The organism is Dyella psychrodurans, from assembly GCF_003363265.1.
GTDB lineage: Bacteria > Pseudomonadota > Gammaproteobacteria > Xanthomonadales > Rhodanobacteraceae > Dyella_B > Dyella_B psychrodurans.
Map to the genome: position 1 here is coordinate 473467 of NZ_QRBF01000001.1, position 21930 is coordinate 495396.

General features: G+C 57.8%; 25 protein-coding genes. 11 read left to right on the top strand and 14 right to left on the bottom strand.

The features are described from left to right. Nucleotides 1-349 precede the first annotated feature (349 nt). On the bottom strand, nucleotides 350-520 hold the full coding sequence (locus DWU99_RS20945; protein WP_158543214.1) for a hypothetical protein: 171 nt from the start codon (nucleotides 518-520) through the stop codon (nucleotides 350-352). Between the two features lie 536 nt (nucleotides 521-1056). Between DWU99_RS20945 and DWU99_RS20950 the strand changes: the two genes are divergently transcribed. Next, nucleotides 1057-1467 (top strand): DUF3693 domain-containing protein, encoded by a 411-nt coding sequence (locus DWU99_RS20950; RefSeq protein ID WP_158543215.1) that lies wholly within the window; start codon nucleotides 1057-1059, stop codon nucleotides 1465-1467. Here DWU99_RS20950 and DWU99_RS02320 read toward each other — a convergent pair. Then, entirely contained in the window at nucleotides 1417-2004 is a 588-nt protein-coding gene (locus tag DWU99_RS02320; protein ID WP_115476376.1) for a TetR/AcrR family transcriptional regulator, read from the bottom strand. The two genes, DWU99_RS20950 and DWU99_RS02320, sit on opposite strands and share 51 nt — an antisense overlap. A gap of 92 nt (nucleotides 2005-2096) precedes the next feature. Here DWU99_RS02320 and DWU99_RS02325 point away from each other — a divergent pair, with 92 nt between their 5' ends. The 3 genes from DWU99_RS02325 to DWU99_RS02335 are packed head-to-tail and all read left to right on the top strand — an operon-like array spanning nucleotide 2097 to nucleotide 4104. Continuing rightward, nucleotides 2097-2903 (top strand): SDR family NAD(P)-dependent oxidoreductase, encoded by an 807-nt coding sequence (locus tag DWU99_RS02325; RefSeq protein WP_115476377.1) that lies wholly within the window; start codon nucleotides 2097-2099, stop codon nucleotides 2901-2903. A 14-nt stretch (nucleotides 2904-2917) separates the two neighbouring features. Continuing rightward, nucleotides 2918-3463 carry a sigma-70 family RNA polymerase sigma factor gene (locus DWU99_RS02330; protein ID WP_199535673.1) on the top strand — a complete coding sequence of 182 codons (546 nt, stop codon included), beginning with the start codon at nucleotides 2918-2920 and terminating at the stop codon, nucleotides 3461-3463. Further along, nucleotides 3460-4104 (top strand): DUF1109 domain-containing protein, encoded by a 645-nt coding sequence (locus DWU99_RS02335; protein WP_115476379.1) that lies wholly within the window; start codon nucleotides 3460-3462, stop codon nucleotides 4102-4104. The genes DWU99_RS02330 and DWU99_RS02335 overlap by 4 nt, the downstream gene beginning before the upstream one ends. Before the next feature lie 58 nt (nucleotides 4105-4162). Here DWU99_RS02335 and DWU99_RS02340 read toward each other — a convergent pair whose 3' ends face one another. From DWU99_RS02340 to DWU99_RS02350, 3 genes are read right to left on the bottom strand one after another with little or no spacing between them, the layout of a single operon-like run. Beyond that, entirely contained in the window at nucleotides 4163-5764 is a 1602-nt protein-coding gene (locus DWU99_RS02340) for a methyl-accepting chemotaxis protein (RefSeq protein ID WP_115476380.1), read from the bottom strand. Nucleotides 5765-5812: 48 nt separating this feature from the next. Then, entirely contained in the window at nucleotides 5813-6328 is a 516-nt protein-coding gene (locus tag DWU99_RS02345) for a DoxX family protein (protein WP_199535674.1), read from the bottom strand. Nucleotides 6329-6376: 48 nt separating this feature from the next. Continuing rightward, nucleotides 6377-6661: a BufA1 family periplasmic bufferin-type metallophore gene (locus DWU99_RS02350; RefSeq protein WP_115476382.1), complete on the bottom strand. Its 285-nt coding sequence runs from the start codon at nucleotides 6659-6661 to the stop codon at nucleotides 6377-6379. A 321-nt stretch (nucleotides 6662-6982) separates the two neighbouring features. Here DWU99_RS02350 and DWU99_RS02355 point away from each other — a divergent pair, with 321 nt between their 5' ends. Next, entirely contained in the window at nucleotides 6983-7630 is a 648-nt protein-coding gene (locus tag DWU99_RS02355) for a DUF1109 domain-containing protein (RefSeq protein ID WP_199535675.1), read from the top strand. Nucleotides 7631-7660: 30 nt separating this feature from the next. Here DWU99_RS02355 and DWU99_RS02360 read toward each other — a convergent pair whose 3' ends face one another. After that, the gene (locus tag DWU99_RS02360) at nucleotides 7661-8434 is read right to left on the bottom strand and encodes an HvfC/BufC N-terminal domain-containing protein (protein WP_115476384.1); all 774 of its coding nucleotides are present in this window, start codon (nucleotides 8432-8434) and stop codon (nucleotides 7661-7663) included. Next, a complete protein-coding gene (gene bufB, locus DWU99_RS02365) occupies nucleotides 8431-9288 on the bottom strand; it encodes an MNIO family bufferin maturase (RefSeq protein ID WP_115476385.1) in 858 nt (285 codons plus the stop codon). Before bufB (DWU99_RS02365) ends, DWU99_RS02360 begins: the two co-directional genes overlap by 4 nt. A 322-nt stretch (nucleotides 9289-9610) precedes the next feature. On the opposite strand from bufB (DWU99_RS02365), the gene DWU99_RS02370 reads away from it, so the two are divergent. From DWU99_RS02370 to DWU99_RS02385, 4 genes are all read left to right on the top strand, one after another. Further along, nucleotides 9611-10252: a DUF1109 domain-containing protein gene (locus DWU99_RS02370; protein WP_115477148.1), complete on the top strand. Its 642-nt coding sequence runs from the start codon at nucleotides 9611-9613 to the stop codon at nucleotides 10250-10252. Nucleotides 10253-10616: 364 nt separating this feature from the next. Then, complete coding sequence (locus DWU99_RS02375) at nucleotides 10617-11666, top strand: hypothetical protein (RefSeq protein WP_115476386.1); 1050 nt, start codon at nucleotides 10617-10619, stop codon at nucleotides 11664-11666. Between the two features lie 153 nt (nucleotides 11667-11819). Beyond that, nucleotides 11820-12611, top strand: a complete 792-nt coding sequence (locus DWU99_RS02380) for a YkgJ family cysteine cluster protein (protein WP_115476387.1) — start codon at nucleotides 11820-11822, stop codon at nucleotides 12609-12611. A 41-nt stretch (nucleotides 12612-12652) separates the two neighbouring features. After that, nucleotides 12653-13432, top strand: coding sequence for an alpha/beta hydrolase (locus tag DWU99_RS02385; protein WP_199535678.1), 780 nt, complete (start codon nucleotides 12653-12655; stop codon nucleotides 13430-13432). A 50-nt stretch (nucleotides 13433-13482) separates the two neighbouring features. Here DWU99_RS02385 and DWU99_RS02390 read toward each other — a convergent pair whose 3' ends face one another. Both DWU99_RS02390 and DWU99_RS02395 read right to left on the bottom strand, forming a co-directional pair. Beyond that, the gene (locus DWU99_RS02390; RefSeq protein WP_147292877.1) at nucleotides 13483-14352 is read right to left on the bottom strand and encodes an enoyl-CoA hydratase/isomerase family protein; all 870 of its coding nucleotides are present in this window, start codon (nucleotides 14350-14352) and stop codon (nucleotides 13483-13485) included. Nucleotides 14353-14457: 105 nt separating this feature from the next. Next, a complete protein-coding gene (locus tag DWU99_RS02395) occupies nucleotides 14458-15423 on the bottom strand; it encodes an alpha/beta fold hydrolase (RefSeq protein ID WP_199535679.1) in 966 nt (321 codons plus the stop codon). Between the two features lie 267 nt (nucleotides 15424-15690). On the opposite strand from DWU99_RS02395, the gene DWU99_RS02400 reads away from it, so the two are divergent. Then, complete coding sequence (locus DWU99_RS02400) at nucleotides 15691-16623, top strand: LysR family transcriptional regulator (RefSeq protein ID WP_115476389.1); 933 nt, start codon at nucleotides 15691-15693, stop codon at nucleotides 16621-16623. Between the two features lie 59 nt (nucleotides 16624-16682). Here the strand turns inward: DWU99_RS02400 and DWU99_RS02405 are convergent, their stop codons facing one another. From DWU99_RS02405 to bufA2, 3 genes are read right to left on the bottom strand one after another with little or no spacing between them, the layout of a single operon-like run. Then, nucleotides 16683-17432 (bottom strand): HvfC/BufC family peptide modification chaperone, encoded by a 750-nt coding sequence (locus tag DWU99_RS02405; RefSeq protein WP_115476390.1) that lies wholly within the window; start codon nucleotides 17430-17432, stop codon nucleotides 16683-16685. Further along, complete coding sequence (gene bufB / locus DWU99_RS02410; RefSeq protein WP_115476391.1) at nucleotides 17429-18280, bottom strand: MNIO family bufferin maturase; 852 nt, start codon at nucleotides 18278-18280, stop codon at nucleotides 17429-17431. Before bufB (DWU99_RS02410) ends, DWU99_RS02405 begins: the two co-directional genes overlap by 4 nt. A 54-nt stretch (nucleotides 18281-18334) precedes the next feature. After that, entirely contained in the window at nucleotides 18335-18610 is a 276-nt protein-coding gene (gene bufA2 / locus DWU99_RS02415; protein WP_115476392.1) for a BufA2 family periplasmic bufferin-type metallophore, read from the bottom strand. Nucleotides 18611-18897: 287 nt separating this feature from the next. Between bufA2 and DWU99_RS02420 the strand changes: the two genes are divergently transcribed. After that, on the top strand, nucleotides 18898-19869 hold the full coding sequence (locus tag DWU99_RS02420; RefSeq protein WP_115476393.1) for a hypothetical protein: 972 nt from the start codon (nucleotides 18898-18900) through the stop codon (nucleotides 19867-19869). Nucleotides 19870-20296: 427 nt separating this feature from the next. Here the strand turns inward: DWU99_RS02420 and DWU99_RS02425 are convergent, their stop codons facing one another. After that, nucleotides 20297-20995: a hypothetical protein gene (locus tag DWU99_RS02425; RefSeq protein ID WP_147292878.1), complete on the bottom strand. Its 699-nt coding sequence runs from the start codon at nucleotides 20993-20995 to the stop codon at nucleotides 20297-20299. Then, nucleotides 20980-21882, bottom strand: coding sequence for a DMT family transporter (locus DWU99_RS02430; protein ID WP_115476395.1), 903 nt, complete (start codon nucleotides 21880-21882; stop codon nucleotides 20980-20982). Before DWU99_RS02430 ends, DWU99_RS02425 begins: the two co-directional genes overlap by 16 nt. Nucleotides 21883-21930: the final 48 nt, after the last annotated feature.

A 21930-nucleotide genomic window follows, 5' to 3' on the forward strand; every position in this document is an offset into this window, starting at 1 on the left:
GATCATCCGAAACCTTCGACAAATGACGATGCCTATCGACGACGCGGCCCTCGAAATCCGTAGCGGACTCCGACATGTGACGAACAACGCCAGTCATTGCGGCCTCGCGAAATCAACAAGGCGAAGCACAAGGCGCCACAACCCGCGCACTATGTCGCGTAGACCGAGAACAACAGCGAGCACGAGCACGCACGCAAAGACGAAACTCATACACCACCCCGACGACGACGAAACCAACGCAGCGCCACGCCGCACACAAACCAACCTGCTAAGCCCGGCCCAAAACAAACGACAGCGACCTCACCACACGCCCAAAGCACGAAGCGCTGAATGTCCGAGAACTGACACATCACCGAACGCCCTCCCCCACCAACAAATCCGCCACCCGCTCCAATTGCGCCGTACGCATGTTCGTAAAACGCTGCGCCATCCGAAAACGCGTAAGCGCCTCATCCTGCGAAGCGTGCGAACGGTGCTGCTTACGAAGCGCCACATCGATGCGCTCCTCGTCGGCAGTCATGGGCTGCGTATGCCTCATGAACGCAACCAATGCCGAACAGCAGAAAGAACCAGCGCAATCGCCACGCCGACAAGTACGCGCTGAACCAAATAACGAAGCGACCAGCCGCGCCCAGGCATCACGGCCACCTGCGCAACCAGTCTGTGCACACGCAAAAGCACGCGACACACAACACCGCGTACGCAATATCGAGATACACGCTGTTGACCAACACGACGAACGGAAGCAACGCGAGGGGAAGAAAAATCACGGCCGCACCCCCGCAACCATCGGCGCGCGACGAATCCCCTCAAGGAATGCCCTCGCCCACTGCGTATACACAGTGGACGAGGGTTCCTTCGGGGAAGCGGAGAAATAGTCAGAAACGCGAAGGCCGTGCGCGAAAGCAACGAACGACCCGGACGGGAAACCATCAGGGCGAAACTGGACCGCGAGCGGCGCTGCTACGTGCATCGGATTCCCCGTTTAGTCCAAGGCTGTTGGACTCGAGGCAAAGTAAAGTACCCTTGGACTGCACAGTCAAGGGGTCTTGGACCATGAACGCAACAAATAATTTGCTTGACAAGTACGCAGAAATATGCGCCGTGTCCTTCGACAAGGACATCGCCGCGAAGCTACGCGTATCGAAACAAGCCGTCAGCAACTGGCGGAAAGGTCACGCGCACCCCGACGCGGAAAGCGTAGAACGCATGTGCGAAGCAACGAACGAAAGCGTTGCACACTGGCTTCCACTGATCGAAGCCGACCGTGCGAGAACGCCGGAAGCGCGAAAGGTGTGGCTTCGACTTGCACAGGCGGCTGCAAGTATCGCCCTAATCATCATGGCCACAAAACACGGCCACGGCGCGGAATCCGCTCAAGCGCTTTTACTGTCACCTGTATACATTATGCGCAATTTAAGACGGTTTGAGGAGATCCAGTGCAGGACGTGCAAGCCCTTCCAATAAGGCTCGTTCCGGGCGCGTTCGGGCGAGTACTCGTATGCCCAGATGTACTCCTAATAGGAGTCGAGCCAAGTCTTCCGCGGACTGCGTCGTCGGTATCTCGCCGGTCCGTTGTCCTGCCTCCACGCAGCGACGAAAGAACGCTTCAACCTTGACAAGCACCTCCGCGATCGTCGCCTGAAAATCGGGGTCATGGGGCGCTACCTCGAGCGCGGAGTTGACCAGCAGGCACCCCTTTCGATCCTCATCCTGAATTGAGCGTTCGATGATCTCCCGGAAAAAGGCTTCGATCGCGGTCCTGGGGGGCAAACTGCTCTCAAAACGCCCTACCCGGTCGCCAAAGCTTGTTTCGACATAGTGCGCAAGCGCACGGCGAAACAGGGAGCGCTTGTCTCCAAAGGCGTTGTAGAGGCTCGCCCCAGTAATCCCCATGCTTTGCGCCAGGTCTCGAACGGAGGTGGCCTCATAGCCATACATCCAGAACTGCTGCGCCGCAGCATCGAGCACGGCCGTTTCGTCGAATTCCCGCGGGCGGGCCATAGAGCCTCTTCAATGACTTGGGTGAGCCTTGAATTGATAGGATGCTTTGCTATTCTATAGCAATTGATCTAAAACGGCCATCTGCCACCAGCATGAATATCAAAGGTAAACGCGTGCTCATCACGGGCGGGTCCAGCGGAATTGGATTCGCCCTCGCTGCGGCGTTGGGACATAAAGGCGCCCGACTCGTTATTACGGCGCGACGTGCTGACGCTATGGCGGCCGCGGTTGCCAACCTTAGGAACATGGGCGTGGAGTGCTCATCCGTTGTCGCAGATGTATCGACCGAAGCGGGCCGAGAAGCCACGGTTGCCGGAGCTATTGAGGCACTCGGTGGCATTGATGTGTTGGTCAATAACGCCGGCGGTGTCCGCGCTGGAAAACTCGAGCTCACCACGGAAGCTGAAATTCGCGCGATGATCGAGGTGGATCTCGTTGCCCCGATACTTCTGACGCGATTGGCACTCCCCCATCTGCGGGCAAACCCACCGGGGCTCATCGTCAATGTGACCTCGGGCATCGCGCTTATCGGGATGCCTTTCTATACGACGTACGCGGCCGCCAAGGCCGGCCTCGCCCGCTTTGGCGAAGCCTTGCGCCGAGAACTGACCGGAGACGGCATCCATGTCTTGACGGTTTACCCGAGCGCGACGGACACCCCCATGATGCGCACGTCGCACGCCGGTCCGGAGCTCGGCTTTACACGCGAATCGGCACACGACGTAGCGGACGCCATCGCGGCGGGCATCGACGATGACGCATGGGAAATTATTCGGGGCGGTGAAGCGCGTTCGCAGATGATCGCACTCAACCGAGACAATCCCGCGGCACTCGACGCTCGTTTCGCCGGTATCAAAGAAGCGCTTGCCGAAGCAGTGCGAGACCACACCGCATTGTGATGGAGCGTGCGACGGTGTATTCGGAAGAAGCTCGATTAAAGGCATTGTTCATCAGCAGCCTGGACGGAGATGCCGTCAGCTATCGGCTCTTTTTAAGTGACTTGACGCGCTATCTGCGCGGTTACCTGCGCAAGCGCATACCCAAGATGCGCGAAGACATTGAAGATCTGATTCAGGAAACACTGCTAGCCGTGCACCACGCGCGGCACACCTATCGACCCGAAGAGCCGCTGACCGCTTGGATTCACGCGATAGCGCGGTACAAGTTGATGGATTTCTTTCGCACGCGTGCGCGCCGCGATTCACTGAATGATCCGATCGACGATCATCAGGAAATCTTTTCGTTGTCGGACGATGAGCCCGAAAATGCGCGCCGCGACATACGCACGCTGCTTAACTACTTACCCGACAAACAGCGTCTGTCCATCCTCCATGTTAAACTGCAGGGCATGTCCATCGCTGAGACAGCTACGTTGTTGGGACTTTCCGAGTCCGCCGTGAAGGTAAACGTGCATCGCGGCATCAAAGCGCTCGCCGCGCGGATGCGGGAGGCGCTATGAGGACCGAAGACCTCGTCGAACTGCTGTCCACGGATATCGAACCGGTCAAGAAGGACGCGCTCGCGATTCTCGTGACGGGATCGCTGCTGGTCGCGCTGGCAGGAGCATTCGTGCTGATGGCAATCGCCTTCGGCATTCGGCCTGACCTCGCGAACGTTATCACCACCCCCATTTTTTGGGAAAAGCTCGCCTTCCCGTTGAGCTTAAGCGTGGGCGCGGTGATCGCCACCAGCCGACTCGGCCGACCTGGAGCCTCAGTCGGCGGTGTGGGCTTGGTCTTCCTGATCCTGCCAGTGGTCTGTGTGTGGGCGGCGGGCACCGCAGTTGTATACGGGGCGGTGCCGGCTGATCGGGCCCTTGCCGTGTTCGGACACACTTGGCGATCCTGCCCTTTCAATATTCTGTTGCTTTCCATCCCCGGTTTTATCGCCATCTTCTACGCCATGGCGCGCTTGGCACCGACGCGTTTGCGACTCGCGGGTGCCGTCTCAGGACTGCTTGCGGGAACCGTCGCGACCGTAGCGTATTGTTTTCACTGTCCTGAAATGAGCCCTGCCTTCTGGAGCATCTGGTACGTGCTCGGCGTGATGATCGTCGCCGCGACTGGCGCATTACTGGGGCCTCGGTTGTTGCGCTGGTAGCGGGCTGTTGTCCCCACCTTCCGTTCCGCACCCTTTCAGGCTTGTATCGACTCGTTCGCTAACCGGCCGTGGCCGAAAGCTCTCTCGAAGCATGGTCTGAGTCCATGCCCCCATGAATCTGAAAGACACTGACCGCCTTGACCAGTCGACCAGCATCGCCTTCCAGTGCCCCCGCGGCGCTTGCTGTGCGCTGGACAAGCGAAGCATTCTGCTGCGTCGCTTTATCGAGGTCGGCAACAACCTGACTCACGTGCGCAATGGCCTCCGATTGCTCGGACGTGGCCACCGCAATGCGCCTCACCGTAGCCGTGACGCGTTCCACGGAGTTGACGATCTGATTCATCGCGGTGCTCGCCTCTAACACCTGGTGCGCGCCCGACAAGACCGACTCACTCGAAGCTTCGATCAGCGTCTTGATCTCCTTGGCTGATTGAGCGCTTCGCAACGCCAACGAGCGAACCTCGGTGGCCACGACAGCAAAGCCCTTGCCGTGTTCTCCGGCACGCGCAGCTTCAACTGCGGCATTGAGCGCGAGGATGTTCGTCTGAAATGCAATGCCTTCGATGATGTTCACGATATCAGCGATGCGGTTGGCATTCTCCGACACAACATCCATCGTCGATGCGACTTGAGAGACTTTCTCACTGCCAAGCATCGCATCCGCTCGCGCCTCGCTTGCCAAGGCGTCAGCCTGAAGTGTATTCGATGCATTTTGACGCACTGCCGCGGCCAACTGCCCCAAGGTCGTCGATGCTTGTTGCAGCGATGTCGCTTGTTGCTGCGTGTGGCCGGATAGTTTTCGATTGTCGCTTGAAATGTGCTGGATACCGTACGTGACGTCATTCGTACCCTGCCTGATCGTGGCAACGGTTTGCACGAGATCCGACTGCATGACGTTCAGTGCCGCAAAGAGCGAGCCGATTTCATTTTTCGCGCGATTCTCAATGGTCACGCTCAAGTTTCCCTTCGCAATGCGCTGAAAGGTGTGAGTCACCTCGCGCAAAGGCCGCAGGAGTATTCGGTAGATGAGCTGCGAGTAGAGGGTCATGAGAAAAATCGAAAGCGCGGCCATGCCTGCAGCCACATGGCCATTTCGAACGGCACGCGCATCCGATTGGGCTTTCAAGGCATCGCGACGCTGCTTGGCCGCTTCGATGGCATCGCGCAACGTGGATTGAAAGGCAGAGTCCGCCTTTTCTGCGCCGCTCGTCGCGGCCACATAATCATTCAAGGAGACGTCATAAAGCGCCTCCTCGCGGGTGCCAAGGATGTCCGTGTACTTCGTATACGCATCGCTTATGCGATGAACTTCATCAGCGGCCGCATCGTCGCTGGAGACCTTGGCGCTCCAGGACTTGAAGATTTTATCGGCTTGCATACGCAGCGCCGACGCCCGACGCGTATAGTTTGTCGCCGCGATTTGGTTGCCACGCTGAAGATTGATGTAAGCGTTATCCATGCTCACGAGCGTCGTGAGCAACAAGCGCTGTATCTCGTGCAACGGTTCGATGTCGGCGGTGGACAGACGGTCCAGCTCACTTATTGTCTGAGTCGCTTCTCGCGCGTCCGCCCAGGCTTGCGCTACCGACCACCATAGCGCCAGGGAAAACAACCCAAGGAACAATAGCAACCACGCCCGTATCGTTAACTTCGCCAACATACTCCTTTCCCCTGGGTGCTTGTCGTTACAAGCACCTCCTTGATCGCGTTACTTGATGCCAAATACTTTGTCGAGCGACAACTTCCCGCCGCCCCGCCCAATGAGGTAGAGCATCAGTCCCGCCCACGACAAATGCGTCGGCCATGCATCGGGATACACGAAGACTTCGATCACGGTGGTCATCCCTAACAGCGCCAGTGCGGCACCGCGTGTAAAGAGGCCGAGCACCAGGAGTAACGGAAAGAAGTGTTCGGAGTAGGCGGCCACATGGGCGGCGATCTCCGGGCGAACAAAAGGCAGTCGATAATCCGTCTGGAACAACTCGTACGTGCCAGGCTTCAGCGTCAGAAATCCCGTGACTTTGGTTCGCCCGGACAGGAAGAAGATGGCTGCAATCGATATGCGGCATACCAAGGCCAATAGCGAGTGGCTGATGAGGCGTGAAGCAAGATCGGCACCTTGGTTCCAGACTACAAACCGTCCGCGAACACGCGGTGCGCCTGAGGTCACGGCACTTGCAATTTCCATGTCGAACTCCGGGATAGGCCTTGCGAGATAAATCACGTGCGGAGGATCCGAAGATCACTCCGCACCAGGTCCGATAGCGTTTAGTCAGGATGAGATAGGGGTCAGCGAACCGTGGCCTTTCGGGGTCTTGATCGACGCGCAGGTTCCGGCCGGCACGTTTTTCCAAGCGTTGCCCTGATAGTCCTTCGCTGCCGTGCCGGCGCAGGTCGTGCCGGCGCCCGCCTTGCAGTCGTTCTGGCCGGCCAAGGCTACGCCGTAGCACTTCTCCACCTTCTGACCACCGTCGTCGGAGGGCTGGGGCTGAGCGAAGGCGGTGGAAGCCAAAGAGGCAATGAGGATCGCAGTAGCGGAAAGCGTGATCTTGTTCATCGGACTGATTCCCTTGAGAGTAGATGTCAGTGACACAGCAGCAGTCTTCCTTCTCGTCACACTGAGTGTGAAAGGCGATATCTGCCAACCGGTTCGGGAGATAGTTCGAACAATTCGATGGCGTGGTTACAACGCCCCGGAAAGAAGAATGCACGGCTTCGTTTGCGTAGCTGCTCGTGTCAAATGTCTGACTCTCTAAAGAAGCATCGCCGTAACCTTTGTCGGCCATTGACCGAACCAAACCCAATAGACCTTCTCTTTCCTGAGCCGAAAATCCTCAGGGAAGATTCGCATTAGGTGGATGGTGGACATCGTGCGGAGATGCGCATGAAAACGCGGGACCTGGTTTCCAGACTGGCTGACGATCTGGTTCCCATTGAGCCCAATGCCGTGGCAAAACGCATTGGGCGAGCCCTCATACAAGGCCTGACAGCAAGCACCATCGTGCTTGTTGCGCTTTACGGCGTACGAGGAGATATGCCAGCCATGATGGCGACACCACTCTTCTGGCTCAAACTCATGTTTCCTCTTGCCATCATCGTGCCGGCACTCAAACTGGCAGAGCGACTTGGACAACCGGGTGTTCCAACAAAACGAGCGTGGATGACGGTCCTGCTGCCCATACTCACACTCTGGCTGGCCGCCGCGATCATCCTCTTGTTCACACCACGCGGCTATCGCCTGCAACTCATGCTGGGGTCGACGTGGCGGGTTAGCACGCTGAACATCGTGCTTCTTTCGCTACCGCCACTGGGCCTGGCCATGAAATCCATGAAGGGACTCGCCCCGCCCCATCTGGCGCTGGCAGGGGCCGGCGTCGGGTTGCTGGCTGGCGCAGAAGGCGTACTGGTATATACGCTTTACGGCGTTGAAATGTCGGTCCCCTTCTGGGGCATCTGGTACGTATTGGCGATCGGAATCACCACCGCCATCGGCGCACTCCTTGGCCCGCGACTTTTGGATTGGTAACGACCCATCGCTCAACATACCGCTTGCGATTTAAGAGACCGCGTCACGCACTTTGATTTCGGCAATGGCGCCTGCCGTCAGCAACGTGGACACGCACTGACCAAGATCCATTTCCGGTTCGCGTTCCAGTGCCCGCCGGGTAGCGGATTCGAGGTCACATTCGGCGGCACATGCGTCCAGGAACGCACAGGCACCGATCGAAAGCGGCTGCCACACGACGTTGCTAGAAGGCCTAAGGAGCAAAGCCCCCTCACCTTCCCAAACGAGATCGTCAGGAATATCCGCGCCTTCGCGATTGGCTCGCCAGATGGTGTATGCGGGTTCATCCGCGAACCAATGCCAGCGCGCGCTCGGATGCACGCGAAGCGTGGCTCGCTCCGCCTGTTGCGGCGGCCACGCTGTCAAATCGATCACCGTTACATGCCGGTCATCGGGTGCGACATGTGCCTCTACCCAAGAGTAATCGAGTCGAGCGACGTTGGGCAGATAAGATAAGGACTTTGCGGGCTCGAACGAAGCCAGAAAATCAGGAAAGTTCTGGCCATAGCGCAACAGCCGCGTCTCCGTCGGCGGTGATAGGCTGACGTATTCGGCGGCCGCGGCGCGAAACCAATCCTCGCCCACGAGGCGCACGACGGCTGGGAAGTTCGCTTCCAGCGCATCCACGCAGCCTTGGAATACGGTATTGCGGTACACCGCAAACCCCGGTTGGTCCATCAAGGCCACCACCCGGCTGTCATGAGGCACCCTACCGTAGAGGGCGTCAACAAACGCATCCTGAAACGAGGCCAATGTAGCTTTCATGCCATCGCGTCCATCGATATCCTGCGGTCCAACAAAGATTGCGCCTGCTGGCGCTCGCCGAGCAGAACATCGAACTCCGGCACCTGACCGTCGCGCTCAATCAACGTAGGACGAGGGCCGATCCGATCGATCAAGTATCGATACAGGTGCCACACGCCCTCGTTGATCGCGGCGTCATGAGAGTCGATCCATAGCGCGCCATTGGCGTCGACGCTGTGCCCCGCCAAGTGGATCTCCATGACGGCATCGGACGGGATGGCATCAAGATAGGCGATAGGATCGATCGGAAGATTGTGCGCGCTGACGAATACATTGTTGATGTCGACCAGCAGGCCACACCCCGTGCGACGGATGACCTCTCTAAAAAAGTCGCTCTCGCTCCAGTCATGCCCTGTAATGGTCAGATAATGCGTCGGATTTTCGATCGCAATCCGACGTCCCAGCGTGTCTTGGGTTCGACTGATATTGGCGGCCACCCTTAGCAATGCGTCCTGCGTACGCGGAAATGGCAACAAGTCCGGGTGGTAATGATCCCGCCATGCTGACCATGCCAGGTGCTCCGACACCAGGGCCGGTTCAACACGATCGATCAAGGCCTTCAGTCGCTGCAGATGCGTAGCATCGGGCTCCTGCTCTGCGGCGAGCGACAGCGATACCCCGTGCAGCGACAAAGGGTGGCGTCCCCGAATCATTTCAAGCCACGCAAGCCGCGGACCGCCGTCAACCATGTAATTCTCAGGGTGAACTTCAAACCACAGTTCACCCTGCTCCACCGCGTAGGCGTCTTCGTAGTGCTGGGGCTTCAAGCCAACGCCAGCTCCGAGAGCGATGTTTGTATGGCGTGGCGAGATCATGGCAATGCCTGCGATTCGATGGAGGTGTCGGTCACGGCACGATGAGTGACACCGGTCAAATTCGCATGGATGCGCTCCTTGGTTACACGCCCCCAGCGTCGCCGCGCTTCGAGGGCACCTGCTCACGGCTGTAACCTCCCGTGCCCCTCGCCGAACTTGAACACAGTGGTGGCATGAAGGATTTTACGGACGCGTCCATCACGGATCCTTGCCATGCGCCAAGGCATTCATGAGGTCGCTCGTATGACGGGTCGGACACCAAAAGATGCCCTCGGCGTTTCGTTTCATCACCGCCATGAATACTGCCGCCGGTCCCGATGCCATGAACACTGACGCCCTCGTCTCGCTCCTCGCTACGGACATTGCGCCTGTGCGTGGAGACACCGTCAAACGATACCTGACTGCATCGTCATTGCTGGCATACATCGGTGCGTCCGTATTCGCGCTGGTCGGCTATGGACTGCGGCCGGACATGGCGATCATGCTGGTTACACCCCTCTTTTGGCTCAAGCTCGCCCTGCCGCTATCGCTGGCCGTTGGCGCATACATGATGCTCGAGCGGTTGGTTCGACCTGGTCAGGCCGTCGGACGCAGATGGAGTGGCATCGCGATGCCTGTCCTGGCCGTGTGGTTGGCGGCTGTGATCGTGCTTTGGGAAGCACCTCCCACCCTTCGCGCCTCGCTGCTCATGGGCAAAACGTGGCGCACTTGTCCGTTCAACATCGCACTCTTGTCGGTGCCGTGTCTTGTCGCTGTGCTCTTCGCCGTTCGGCAACTCGCACCAACGCATCGCTCCATAGCGGGTGCTGTCGCCGGTTTGCTCGCAGGGGCCATCGGTACGCTCGCTTACTGCCTGCACTGCCCGGAAATGGGCGTGCCGTTTTGGGCCACCTGGTATCTGCTCGGGATGGCGATCCCCACCGCAATTGGTGCACTGCTTGGCAGGCATGTAGTGCGTTGGTAAACCATGCCGATGAGGTCGCGCACCTGCGCCGCGCATTCCGCAAATCCCCCGATACATACCTGTAGCAAGGGATTCGCCAAGGCGATACGCATGTCTTCGTCATCCGTGGAAGCAGTACGCCTCAGCACGCCAACAATCAATGCACACCTGATTCGCCGGCATAAAGAAGTTACAGCGCCTACGACGACATGGGTCTCGTAGACAGAGTCTGCGCGATGTGTAGAAATTTTGTGACGATGGTACACACGTCACGAAAAGCGCAATTCGTCGCCCGTCGATGTAACCAAGATGCTCTTTCCCCGAAGTAACCAGTCGTGGCAACGCATGTTGCCGCAACCATCTATGCTTACATCGAGGAACAACCATGAAAAAGGCAATCTATGGATCGGCGCTGCTCGCGCTGATGGTGGCAGGTGCCGTCCATGCACAGACCACCAATGGATGGAATAACGGCGATCTCATCGTTACCTCATCAAACGCTGCGAGCAATGAGTTGCTCGTGTACAACACGCAAGGGACGTTGATCGAGCAGTCCAAAACCGGCGGCGCCGGCGGCGTCACGGGCAATGCCGGCGGTATCGCGCAAAATCACGATCTTCTTGCCGTCGTCAACTTTGGATCGGGCAACGTTTCGATCTTCCAAAAGGGCGGTGATCGCGTCCCGTTGCAGTTGCAGAAGGTCGTACCTGCCATTACCAATCCGGTGAGCGTCGCGTTCGGCCGCAATCATCTTTACATCCTTACTGCCACCCACATCGAGTCGCATCCGATCGACCGTTACGGCGTAAGCGCCCAAGCCGACGGTGAAGCGCAGCTTGCTATTGCAGACGGTTCCGCAGCTCAAGTGGGCGTCCTCGGCGGACAGCTGATTCTTACCGAAAAGAGCAACGCCATTGAGACAGTCAATCTGACCGACCTAGGCGCCGTGTCGGGCTCCACGAAAGTGGTCGCCAACATCCCTGCCAACGTCAACACACCTTTCGGGCTTGCAACACGCGGCAATGACGCATACGTGACCATCGCACACTCCGACGAGATCAGCCTGGTGCGTAACGATGCGGTCCTGACGGTCACGGGTTCCGGTACGCAAACGGCACCCTGCTGGGTGACGCTCGACGGTCCATTCCTGTTCACGGCCAACCCGCCCAGCCACTCGGTGTCCCGTTATACGGTTTACGGCCAGAAGATCATCCAGAGTGCGGCGGTGGTGGCAACCCTCAACGGCAACCCGACCGACATCACCTACCGCGATAACCTCGCCGCCGTGGTTGATGCCAGCGGATCAGTCTCGCACGTGTCCATTTTCGACGTGGACGGGGAAGGCAACTTCAATCTGAAGAATAGCGTCACCATCAACAGCGCGGCGACCAACGGTATTGCCATCGTTCGGAACGACGACAATTTCAACTATTAGTCGCGTTCATATCGTGCTGGGGAGTGCACGCACTCCTCAGCACGCCTCCTCCCGTGCGAAGCTAGTCGTTCGACCAGACAGCGCTTCGTATTCCTCTTTGTAACTTCTCGTCCGACGGGAACGAACAGATCGAAGAGGCAATCCGGGGGAGCTATGTCCGATCTCAATTTCAGCTGCACGCAATGCGGCAAATGCTGCCATAACCTAAGACTCCCACTCACGTGCCAAGAGGCTGTCGCCTGGCTGCAGCGGGGTGGCAACGTCGAACTGCTGTGCGAGGCGGTTCCCTGGGTGGTTGAACCCGCGGCATCAGATGCCTTGGCGATGCATAAGCGTCAACGCTCCTTTCCCGCCTGGAGCGGGGAGCTTCCCATTCGTGTCATCGTCGTACTCGCAGCGACGTTCAAGGGTGCCTGCCCTCACCTTGGCAGCGACATGCGATGCGGCATCTACGACAGCAGACCGCATGTTTGTCGCATTTACCCAGCCGAAGTGAACCCCTTCCTATCCTTATCGCCCAGCCATAAACAGTGCCCGCCGGAAGCGTGGACCTCCCCTACTCCTTTTGTGCGTGACAACCAGGTTGTGGACGCGCAGACGCAGCTGCATATTTCACTGCTACGTCATGGCGACCAGCTCGATATAGCGGTCAAGGCGTGGGCCTGCGAAGCATTGGATATCCAGAGTGCGAGCCTGTCGAATGAAGGGTACATGGCTCACTGCCCTTCCTCCGAAGCGCTCCTGTCCGTATTGCAGCAAACTCCCTCCATCGCGGATGGCAGGTCGTCGCGTAGCCAATGGTCGATGGTGACGAATCAAGCCGCAACGTTTGATGCGCTATGTTTGGCCGGTGCAAAGTCCATGTACGCGAGCGCATCCGCAGACGGACCATCTCGTTACCTGGGCTTTCGTCCCGATGCCCCACTGCAGGAGCAACTGGCTTGAGCAACTTCCGACAGAGTCACAAACCCTTAACAGGAGTTCACATGCGTCCGGTACTCGTTCTTATCGCGTCCGTGCTTCTCGCCCTAAGCAGCATGACGACATCCAGGTTTGCCACGGCGGCCACCACGTTGTCGTCTCCGGCCATAGCGATGTCAAATGTGACCTTCAAAGCGAGCGATGGCGTGGAGATTTATGGCAGGTACTACCGTGCGGCCTCGCCACGCGCGCTGATTGTGCTTTTTCATCAGGCCCATTCCAGCAAAGACGAATATAAGACCATTGCCCCGCGGCTCGCGGCGGCCGGATATAGCGCACTGGCCATCGATCAACGTTCCGGCGGCAATCTTTATGGTCCCAATCAAACGGTTGAAGCACTAGGGCATTCCGCAGACTATCTGGATGCCCAGCGCGATCTCGAAGCCGCCCTCTCATTCGCTGAAACGCAGAAACTTCCCGTCATTCTCTGGGGTAGCAGTTATTCCGCGTCGCTGACCGTGGTGGTGGCTTCGGAACACGTCAATGAGATCCGCGCCCTAGCCGTTTTCTCTCCCGGCGAATATTTTGACCAATCTCCCACCATGATTCGCACCGCCGCGGCGAAAATCACCGTTCCATTCTTTGTCACTTCTTCGAAAGACGCCGAGGAGATCGCCGCGGCTAAAGCCATTCTGGCTGCCTCGCCCTCGACACTGAAGGTTCAGTATGTTCCAACCACCGGCGGCGTCCATGGATCATCCACCCTGATCAAAAGTCGCGATCCCGAGGGCGCCGAAGACAATTGGAAGGCCATCCTGGGGTTCCTTTCGCGACTTAATCTCTAAGCCGAGCAGAACATCGCGTACGTCGCACGGTAGCGGACGAGCGACGTTACTTAGCGTGCCAACGCACTGATAGCCTCTCCATACCACCCGAGCGCTATGCCTTCCGCGAGCAATCGGCTGAAGCGTCGTGTCATGACATACCTGGCCGCGCGCAGCGTCGCGGCCGGTTTCTTGGCCAGCTCATGCGCAATCTCGGCTGCCCTTGCCTTCGCTTGATCGCCGGACGCCGTCAGTTCCGCAATGGCGCCGAACGTATGGGCGTCGACCGCACTCAGTCGCTTGCTCAACATCAGATAGGAACGTGCGCGATTGATACCAAAGAGCTCCTGCCAGACCACGTGGATACCATCCCCCGGCGCCACATTGCCGTGCATGTGCGGGTCCTCAAACCACGCGTTCTCCGCCGAGATGACCACGTCAGCCAGAAAGGCGACTTCGGAGTGTAAGAGCGCCGGCCCATTGACAGCGGCCACCACTGGGATGTCAACGTCGATGAGCGACTGGATCATGCGCCGACCACGCGCAGCCACCTCCAGCCAACCTAGCGAACGGCTGAGGTCACCGAAGGTTTTGAAATCCACGTCCTTGATGAAGTAATCGCCTGCGCCCTCGATGACCAGTACGCGGCTATCTGGATCAAGACTCACTTCGACGAACGCTGCGGCGAGCTCCTCATACGCGTCCAGCGTGAGAATGAAGGCGCTGCCCTGCGTGTTAAGCGTAAGCGTAACTACACCATCGAGCGAACGACGGAGCGCAAAGGTTTTGTAGCTACGCTTGGCTCCAGCGACCATGGACATGGCTCCGTTAGGGGTGGCGGCTGCTAAGGCCGCACCTGTGATGCTTAAACCGGCGGCTGCAGCGGCCGTCACGCTCTTGCGCAACATGTCTCGCCGGCTCATCACGTTTTGATCAGTCATGTAGAAATTCCTTGCTTTGATGTGCGCGGCGATAAATGCCCGCGCCTTGAAAAGCGTCGCGTCAGGACCGATGCACAACCATCGGCCCTAACGGCGGTCTACCTGTTATTCCTGTCCGTAGGAACGAATGATTTGGTCGGCGATGCCCGAGGCATCTTCTTCGAGTGCAAAGTGTCCGGTGTCGAAGAAGTGAATCTCGGCCTTCGGCAAGTCGCGCTTGTAAGCTTCGGCGCCCGGCGGAAGGAAGATCTGGTCGTTCTTCCCCCACACGATGAGTGCTTTCGGCTGGTACTTCTTGAAGTACGCCTGCCATGTCGGATACTGATCGAGGTTAGTGTGGTAGTTGATAATCAGGGCGCGTTGAATACGCTTGCTGTCGGGGTTCTGCAGCGTCTGCAAGTCCGCTTTCCATGCATCGGGGTCAAGGTCAGCCGCGTTACGAACGCCGGTGCGATACATCAATTCGGTGAACTGCGGCTCGACAGTACTGTCTGCAAACTGTTTACCGGCAGGGGTCAACTCACCCTCAAGGCTCCGGATACCTTTGATGTTATCGGCCGAGAGGCCGTCCAGATACGCATTTGCGTTTTGAATAATGAAGCCGCGAACCCAATCCGGATGATGCACTGCCATGCGAAACCCAACGGGGCCACCGAAGTCTTGCATGTAGATGATGAAGTGTTTCAGGCTCATTTTCTGAACAAATCCTTCTGTCACCGTGGTGAGATTGGCGAACGTCGGCTCAAACACAGCCTCCGAAGGAGCATCGCTATTGCCCGAGCCGGGATAGTCCGGTGCTACGACATGGAAGTACGGCGACAGCAATGGAAGGAGGTCACGGTACATGTGCGAGGATGACGGGAAACCGTGCAGCAACAGTATCGTCGGCTTGCTCGAATCGCCTGCTTCGCGATAAAAAATCTTAATTCCGTTGACGTCGACCGTGTGATAGCGAACGGCGATCGTTGCCGTAGAAATGAGTGCATTGGGATGCGCCGCGACAGCAGGCGTTCCAGTCACGCCGAGCATCGCAGCGAGAACGGAGGTTCGTAGAAAGGCGTTCAAGCCCATGACAAAAGTGCTCTCCAAGGGTGAAAGATTCGATCAGTAGCCGACTGTGAAATGACTGCGGTTGTTCTGGCCATCACCTGCTAAGACAGGTACCGTCACATTCCCGAGCACCTTGAAAGCGATCGCTGTCCGAAGGACCAGTGTGAGTGGACGATGCACCATCGCGGTAAAGTCTCCGTTTTCGATGGCCACAAGATTAGAGACACCTCATTGTCCTTATAAGACGGCTAGTTTCAGTTTTACTAATCACTTAAAGTGAACAATAAGATGTCGACGACCTTAAGTTCCATCAATCTCAATCGCTTCGCCGTCTTCGTTGCGGTGGTAGAGGCCGGATCACTCACGAGGGCGGCCTCGCGTCTTGGCATCGCCAAAACGATGGTGAGTGCACACCTGCAGCGACTCGAGACAGAAATCGGAGCGAGCCTTCTGGTGCGTACGACGCGAAGGCTTCACCTCACCGAAGCAGGCGAAATGTTCTATGAGGCTGCCCGGATAATCGTTCGAGAAGCCGAAGAAGCCGTCAACGCGATTGGACAGAGCGCCAACAATCCACGAGGCACTTTACGGATCACCGCCCCCGTTGACTATGGAGCTACTGTGATAGCTCCGCTGGCGATAGCCATGCAGCAGCGGTATCCGGCGCTTAAGATTGATTTGCTGACAGGAGACAGACTCTTTGATCTGATCGCAGAGGGCATCGATGTCGCGATACGCCTTGGGCGTTTGGCCGATTCGACTCTGCAAGCCGTGCAATTGGGACGTGTGGAAGAGTGGCTTGTCGCGGCTCCGGGTGTTCTGCCAGCCAAGATCAAGACTACAAGTCCGAAGGACCTGACCGACTTGCCATTCATTGGCCTGTCGATACTCCCCCGCCCTACCACATGGCGATTTGAACGAGATGGACAGAGCAAACAGACCGTGACGTTTTCCGCATCTTTCACAGTCAATACGGCCCACGCTGCACGTGCGGCCGTGCTTGCCGGCGGCGGCCTGGCTGTTCTGCCAGATTTCTCGATCGCTCAAGATGTGGAAGAAGGTCGATTGGTACGGGTGTTGCCGAAATGGAAGTTGCCGGGAGGCGGCATCTTTGCCGTGTACCCCATGGCCAAGTTCAGGCCACAAAAAATTCGGGTCTTCGTGGACGCGCTTAAAGCGGAAATAGAACAATCAGGCAGAGGTGTGTCACGTGTGCGGTGACGTGACATTACATCACTGATCATGCATCGAACGTAGCAGCCGAGTGGTTACTTGTCCGATCACCCAATCGCAGCGACAAGCCCTTCGGCCACCCATGCTGCCAGGAATTCTCCCGCCGCAGAGGCGCCGTGATTATCCCCGAGAAGGTGAGCGAGATTGCCGCACAGTTCGGCGAACGATGCACCATTCGAGACGTGATTGAGCGCGCGCATTTCAAGCTCATCGATCGTTTGGAAACGGCAACGATGCCCTTCTCGCCAAACCCGAATGGCCGCCACGTCCGCGAAGTATTCGACGGCGGGAGGCACCTTTTCGGACGCCATTGCGGACCATAGCGCACCGCAATTGCTCCGCACGGCGAACACACGCAGGGTTGGCACGAAATGGATCCTGGCGTGGTCCCAGTCGATATCTTTGATCATCGTTTCGGTAGTTACCGCCATGCCGTCCGGACCATCAAACGCGCGACGCAGGGTCCAATCCAACAACGCCAATTCTCCGACTTCGGGGCTATCGGGATAGAGCGCATCCAGCGTGTCCGCAAAGTGCGCACCGTAGTCACTGATCGTCCAGCTGACGGGTGGATGGGTTTCGATGTAACGACGCACGCCATCATGAAACTGGTCATCTCCCAACCATGCCCAGGTACGCTCAAAGGTTTCACGCATGCACTCTTCCAACTGAGCGCGGTAGGCGTGATGGTAGACAGCCAACCCCGGAGTAGCGCCTGTGGGGACGTACTGATCGAGGACGTTGGGACCGTCCACCAAAAAGGAGCAAAACTGTCGCTGCATGTCCAGGAGGCTCATGCGAAACACTCCTCCGACTGACACGCTGCGGAGGCCACCGTTCGCGCGATGTTCAATTCATCGAGCAATTCGCTCAGCGGCGGGATATTGTCGTCGCGCTCAATCATGCTCGCGACCGAACCAAATCGTTCGCAGGCTGCACGGTAAACGGACCACACTGCGTTAGGGACAGGCTGATCGTGTGTATCGATGAGGCGATTCTCTCCCTGACTGTGACCGGCCAAATGCATCTGTCTCACATAGCCCTTGGGAATAGCAGAGAGGTACTGGTAGGGATTAAAGCCTTGATTGACGCCACTCACGTAAATGTTGTTGACGTCCAATAATAAATAGCACCCTGCCCGGCGACACAATTCGGCGAGAAACTCTGGCTCGCTGTAGTCGGCCTGTGAGTAGCTCAGATACGTCGAGGGGTTTTCCAGAAGAATCGGCCGCTGCAGGAAATCCTGCACCTGATTCACGTTGGCGCAGGCCACATCCATGGCCTCATTCGTGTAAGGAAGTGGGAGCAAGTCATGGGAGTTGAATCCGCCCACACCTGTCCAGCACAGGTGATCGGAGACCCAAAGCGGCTGTATGCGCTCAGCCAGGTCTTTCAACCGCCGAAGATAATCGAGCTTCAGCCCGTCGGCCGAACCAATCGACAATGACACACCGTGCATCGCGACGGGATAGTGCGCCCGTACTGCTTCCAGAATGGCGAGCGGCTTGCCTCCTTGCACCATGAAGTTCTCGGAAATTACCTCGACAAAATCGACCGAAACTTGGCCGTCAAGGAATTCCTGGTAGTGCACAGGGCGCAAACCTAGGCCGAATCCTTCGAAAGCAGGTAAGTCAAGCGTACGCATAGTGAATTCCCAGAAAAGAGAGCCCAACTGTAGGGAGCAGTCGGGCTCTGACGATCACTTCGACGGAGCGGTCAGGCTGCCACCGGCTGCGTGGCATGCGCTGGCTGTCAAGTCTTTGAATCCTTGGCCCTTGCAGGAGTTCTGGCCTTTGCAAGCGTGATCGCCCGATTTGCAATCGGATTGTCCTTTGCACGCATTGACGCCGTAGCACGGCTGCGCCTGGTCGCCCGCCGCGGGCGACGCATGGGCCGGGCTCACCTGAGCGAGGCTGGCAAAAGCGATGAAAGCCGCGGCGGCCGCGAGGCTGGTACCACTGGAGAGCTTGATCATGGGACAACTCCTACGTTGAAAGAATGGGATGCCGTGATGGCATGGGGGAGTTCGTCGTCTTTTCTGAAGAAGTTACACGGCACCCACAATCGACATGCCTGCAAGCAGGGCCGGAAGCGATCCCACCTTTTGCACACCATCGATTGCTGTGTCACGGCACTGAGCATGTACTGCATCGGCCATGGGCCATTCGTCATGTAACGACCGACAAGCGAGGCACGAACACTAACGAAGGGTTTTCTTTCTTGAGATAGGCCCGGGATATCGGCTGTGATCGCGGAGGTGACATGAAACGTCGGCGCTTTCTCCAATGGGCAGGTGGCTTGACCATCGCCGCATCGTCACCCTTGCGTGCTATCGCGCAATCCGATGACGATCCGCAGGACATTTACAACAGGCTGAAGCAATCACTCGATCTTCGTTTCGTTGTAGCAGGCGGAAACATCGATGTCGCCATTGCTGGAAATGCCTCCCCTCTCGACAAACACCGTATAGAAGTGTGGATACGCAGAAGTGCATCGGCCATCGCGGCCTATTTCGGGCGCTTCTCCGTAGCGCATTGGAGCTTGCTCGTCACACTTAACGAAGGTGACCACATCGGTCCTGCTACAACCTGGGGACATCCAACATCCATGACGCACATCGCGTTGGGGCGAAACGTCAGCGAGAGCGCCCTGCACGATGACTGGGTGATGGTGCATGAAATGACACACCTGGCACTCCCAACACTGCCGCAACGCAATGCGTGGTTTATGGAGGGCAATGCGACGTACGTTGAACCCATTGCTCGCGCGCAATGGGGACAACTCACGCCGCAAGAGGTGTGGCGATGGGCCGTCGACGATATGCCCAAGGGACAACCGCACGACGGCGACGAAGGGCTCGATCACACCCATACCTGGGGCAGGACTTACTGGGGCGGCGCCATGTACTGGCTGCTTGCCGAAATTGCCATCTATAAGAACAGTGGTGGCCGATATCGCCTTCAGGACGCACTACGGGCCATCCATAGCGAAAGTGGCGGCAACACGTCATTTTGGAGCGTGGAGCAAACCATCCTCGTCGGAGACGCCGCCGTGCAAGGCGATACTCTGAGTTCGCTTTACCGAGAACTCAAGGATCGCCCAGTGGCGATTGATCTCCATGGCGCACTCCAGCAATTGGGCATTTCGGAAGTCGATGGTGCTATTCGCTTTGACGATCGTGCGCCGCTTGCCGAACTTCGACGTTCTATTACAACGCTACAAGCTCCAACGTAACTCAGTTAAAGCTTCTCCCTACTTTCGTCTGACCGTTTGCGAAAGAGTTGTAACCCCGAGACATCGGCAAACGAAGTGACTCAGCAAACCATTACCAAATCCTTCGTAAGGAAATAGGACAACCGCATAGCTGCGATGTCTGCAAAGCCCCAGCCGTTTGCCGCGTGGACTTTAGTGCCTGCCGTGACTCATGAGCCTGAGTTGACGGTCCTGCGGGATGTTCCGGAGCCCCGGACATCCCCTTTGATGGCTGAGTCGACGTAACGATACTCCCACCGTTACGCCGGCCCAGCCGTCTTTTTTTGTTCCCATCCGTTGGGCTGTGCTCTTTCGGTGCGAGCCAACGCGAGGTGGCCTGAAACGTCACAACGGTATCTGATCACGTCCGGAGGAACCCAGTTACATAAGGACCATGCTTAAAGAGGGTTTAGTGGGCGCTTGCAAAGACGAGGCACGCATCGGGTTTGCCTGCGGCCTCCACCCATACGTGTGTGGTGCTGCGAACGAATTGTTTTGAGACGCCGATGTCTTCGTTTCGCAAGTACGGCGCATAGACCATGACGTGTGGCGGATATAAGGTCTTTGCCTCCCCCGTTTTTGGATCGAGTTGCACGAAGTCATGAGAGAGCATGTAGGCAATGCCGGGCTTTGCGGGCGGCCGCAAACGCCCTGCGCTGTACTCCGCGTCGATCATGCGGTCAACGCTAGGGCCATCGACGCCACTCACCATGATCCGTGCTCGTTCGAGGCTCGCCTGGAGGGTGGTGCGTGAACCCTCGGCGTCGTAACAGACGGGAGCGGTCACGTGAATGTCGCGTTCGACGAGACAGTTGAAACCGTTGCGACTCGCTCGAACCAAAACGAACCCGGAAGGCTCGAGTACGTAAACACCAGCGTCCACTCGCAGCTCCGGCGGTGCCGCGCTAAGTGCCATGGTGATTTCTCGATTTCGGTCAAGCTGAGGAATGCCTTCCGGGAGTGTGCTCGCCATGGCGCTCGCCGCGGACAGCAACGTCAGGATCGCGGCGAGGCGAAGTGTGTGGTGAATCATCCGGTCGTCCTTATGTGGTGTTGATAAATAAGCGTGTAAACAGCCTGATTTCGGTTCGATCACGTAGTTCGCCATGCGAAGCCAGGCCGCCACTTCAGATTCACGCCCAGCGTGCCGAGCACGATCAGCGCGACACCTGCCATCTGAACCAGGGCCAGGCGATGTCCGTACAGCAGGTAATCCAACAGCAGTGCCATCAGAGGATAGATAAACGACACGACGGCAATGGTCACCACAGGCAGCCGCGGATAAGTGGAATAGAACAGCACATACACGATCCCGCTATGGATCACGCCAAGGCCCAGCAACCACGCCCAGTGAAGCCCCATGTGGAACACGCTACTGCTGCTGAAGCCCGCGAGCATGGCAACGCCGACCCAGCACTGGATCATGACCAGGGCGAACGGACGCCCCTTGCCGACCTGACGCGACATCAACAACGACACGCCGCAGAACAGCGCTGCGAGAAACGCCAATCCGACACCGATGAGATAGTTCTGTTCCGTGTGCCGAAGCAGGCGGACAGGATCGCTGGTGCAGATCACTCCCACGAAACCAAGTACCGTCCATGCCAGGTCGGCCGGCTGTGTGCGTTCACCTTGCACGAGCGTTGCCAGAATCAGCATCACGAACGGGAAGCATTGATAAACCAGCGTGGCAACCCCGATGGACGATCGCGCCATGCCTGCAAAGAGCGCCACCCAATTGAGCACCAGCAATACCCCGCTCAATACCGCCCCGCGGAGTAGCGCGCGCTCGTGCCACAGTCCTCGCAAATAGCCCTTGGCCAGCCCCCAGCCGAGCAGAAACAGACCGCCGAACAGACAGCGATAGAACACTGCCGTAAACGCGTCTTGGTGGCTTTCATGCACGAATACGCCTACCGAGCTGATCAAACACTCGGCAAACACCAGTTGCAAGACGGCGCCGCGCGTGTCGTTGGGCCGGGATGAAGGGGGCATGGTGGGCTGTGCTTTCCAGAACGATGGGAGGCAGCGTAAGACCCACGA